Below are 2,513 nucleotides of genomic sequence, written 5' to 3' on the forward strand. Positions count from 1 at the left end.
GCCCTGAACTTTGCTTCCTGGGCTTTCTCGCCGACAAACAGTTCATCAATGGTCCCGACAAATAAATCCATCCATTTTTCAAAATGCGTGTGGTCAACCTGTAACATGGCATGCGGCGTAAACGGGCTTCCGTAATAAGTATGCTCCTTCAAAAGCACTGTCTGCCAGAACTTGTACATTTTTTCCATATGCTGCGGCCAGTTACCACCGATCCGCTCATTAAAAACCGGTGATAGCAATGTATCCACCCTAACTTTTGCGTAAAAGGAATCGACCAGAAGCTTGATGTCCTCGATGCTGAGTATCTCTTGTTTTGTTTTCATTTCAAATGTGAATCAAGTCAATGTATCGGATAAGGTAATAGGTCGACCATCCTAAAAAGCCAATGAGCAGGATCCAGATCCAGGCCGGAATGCTCTGGGGTGTTTCACTTCCGGTAATCAGAAACCGCTTTTGGTCCCCTTTTCCGTACGCATTGATCATTAACGGAACTATCCCATCCACCACTGCATTTTCGGTGATCCCTTCGACGGCAATGGCAGGCCCGTTCTTCACCTCAAAAGGAATGATACGGATACCTTCTTTGCCCGTCGGGTCTTTACTGATGATTTTCAGTTCATGCTTGCCGTCCACCATTTTACGGGTATCCAGCTCAAAATTCACAGGAGAGATAAACTCAGCGATGGGCGTTTGGTCCTTATCCAGGAAAAGAAAAACTGTGCTTTTATCTTCCATAACACTAAATGTTTATAATAAGCCTTTTGATATGGTCGTCAGATTTTTCGCCAGGTTTGATCAACATCTTTGCCGAGAAAAAGAGTGTCAGTATCACAATGATGGCAGCAACCGAAACGATCAGATAGTCCCAGTTGCTTTCCGGCCCTGAACCATGCGCAATGCCTTGTAATAACTTCGGCTGACGCTGATCACATACCGGGCACGCCGCAGCAAATAAGCCCATCAAGACAAAAACGGTTAACAAAAAGGCTTTCTTCATATCCAATCTGAATTCTTTTAATTTAACAAATGCCGCCATAGCATCTATTGCACAGGCATTTCCTTGATTTTCTGCACAATCTGCTCTACTTGTTGCACCGACACGTTGGGCGCGTTGTTGCCCCAGCTGCTGCGCTCGTGGTTTATAATGGCTGCTATTTGCTCGGGACTTAAATCTGCATTCGCTCCCACAGCGGGCATCGCCCCGTATTCCTGGCGGGCGTCATAGCCCCGCATCATGATGTTTACGATTAAGGAAGGATCTTTATCGACTACGACCGTACTACCTTTCAAAGGTGGAAAAGCGCCTTTCAAACCTTCCCCGCTTTCCTGATGACATGCCTGACAATGGGTGGCGTAAAGCATCTGGCCATTTTCGGAGGTTTCAGTATCGGACTGCTTGGACTGATCCGTACTTTCCGTTTTCTGTTCCTGCTTTGCGTATAAAAAGGCAGCAGGTCCCGCCGTACCTGGGAGTTCCGCTTGTTTCAATGATTGCAAATAAGCGACCAGGTCCAGCGCATCCTGAGTAGCCACCAAGGTCATCCCTTGTCTTTGAAACGCATCAGGAACATTTACTACCACATCCTCTTTTGCCGGCTCAGCTATACTTTCAAACAGCCAGGGATACGCCGGCATGATGGACTGCTTGATCACAATGCGCGGGTTATATAGATGCACCAGGTTCCATTCCCGGCTGGGCTGCCGGCTTCCGATCGAGGTCAGGTCGGGCCCGGTCCGCTCAGTACCCATCAGGGTGGCCGTATTACGCCAGAAATCCGTGCGGCGGTTGGAAGCATAGTCTGACGCAAGCCCGGGCCGCTGGCCCCAAACCTTGTCCATATCCACATTCCGGACCTGCTGGGTATGGCAGGCCACGCATCCATTGGAGACATACAATGCCTTTCCCCTGATCGCCGGCTCACTGAGCGGCACTGCACCTGGAAGCGGCGCATTGTTTTGCTCATTATCAATGGCAGGCAATACGGCCACAAAAGCCGTTAAGCCGATAAAGAGCAGGAAGGCGGCGCCAAATAGTTTGTTATGATTATCAAAAAACTCCATGATGTCAAATTGAATGGGATAGATATTACTCGGTTTCAGGACACGTGATCAATAGATCTCAGCTTTTCAAATGCCGTTTCCTTAATATCAACCGCGCCCGGCGCCACCATCATCCGGTAAAGATTATAAGCGAAAAACAGGTGTGAGAGCCACATCAGGCTTCCTCCGATCGCCCGCCAAAGCCAAAACGGCGCCATAAAACTCACTGAGTCAATAAAAGGCTTGGCCTCCATCCACATCAGCCCGCGCATGGTACTGCCATACATTAATGGTATCGTGTAAAACAATAGCCCGATCAATGCCAGCCAAAAGTGCGCACCAACCGTAATCTGCGGCGGTTCCTGCCCGGTAATCCGTGGCATGAGTGCATAGATCCCTGCCCAGAGCAAAAAGCAGATAATGCCATACATCGTCAAATGGGAATGGGCGACAGTAAAATCAGTGAAATGCCA

5 protein-coding genes are annotated in these 2,513 nt (G+C 48.7%); all 5 read right to left on the bottom strand.

The features are described from left to right. Positions 1-323 (bottom strand): group III truncated hemoglobin (locus LZG94_RS26305; RefSeq protein ID WP_233794627.1); only part of this gene is annotated, 323 nt, incomplete at its 3' end. 1 nt (position 324) lies between these two features. Next, the gene (locus LZG94_RS26310) at positions 325-735 is read right to left on the bottom strand and encodes a cytochrome C (RefSeq protein WP_233794628.1); all 411 of its coding nucleotides are present in this window, start codon (positions 733-735) and stop codon (positions 325-327) included. A gap of 4 nt (positions 736-739) precedes the next feature. Continuing rightward, positions 740-1,036 (bottom strand): hypothetical protein, encoded by a 297-nt coding sequence (locus LZG94_RS26315; RefSeq protein WP_233794629.1) that lies wholly within the window; start codon positions 1,034-1,036, stop codon positions 740-742. A 5-nt stretch (positions 1,037-1,041) separates the two neighbouring features. Further along, a complete protein-coding gene (locus LZG94_RS26320; protein ID WP_233794630.1) occupies positions 1,042-2,061 on the bottom strand; it encodes a cytochrome c in 1,020 nt (339 codons plus the stop codon). A 35-nt stretch (positions 2,062-2,096) separates the two neighbouring features. Then, a partial coding sequence (locus LZG94_RS26325) for a cbb3-type cytochrome c oxidase subunit I (RefSeq protein WP_233794631.1) occupies positions 2,097-2,513 on the bottom strand: 417 nt, incomplete at its 5' end.

This window comes from Dyadobacter sp. CY343 (assembly GCF_021390335.1).
Taxonomy (GTDB): Bacteria; Bacteroidota; Bacteroidia; order Cytophagales; family Spirosomataceae; genus Dyadobacter.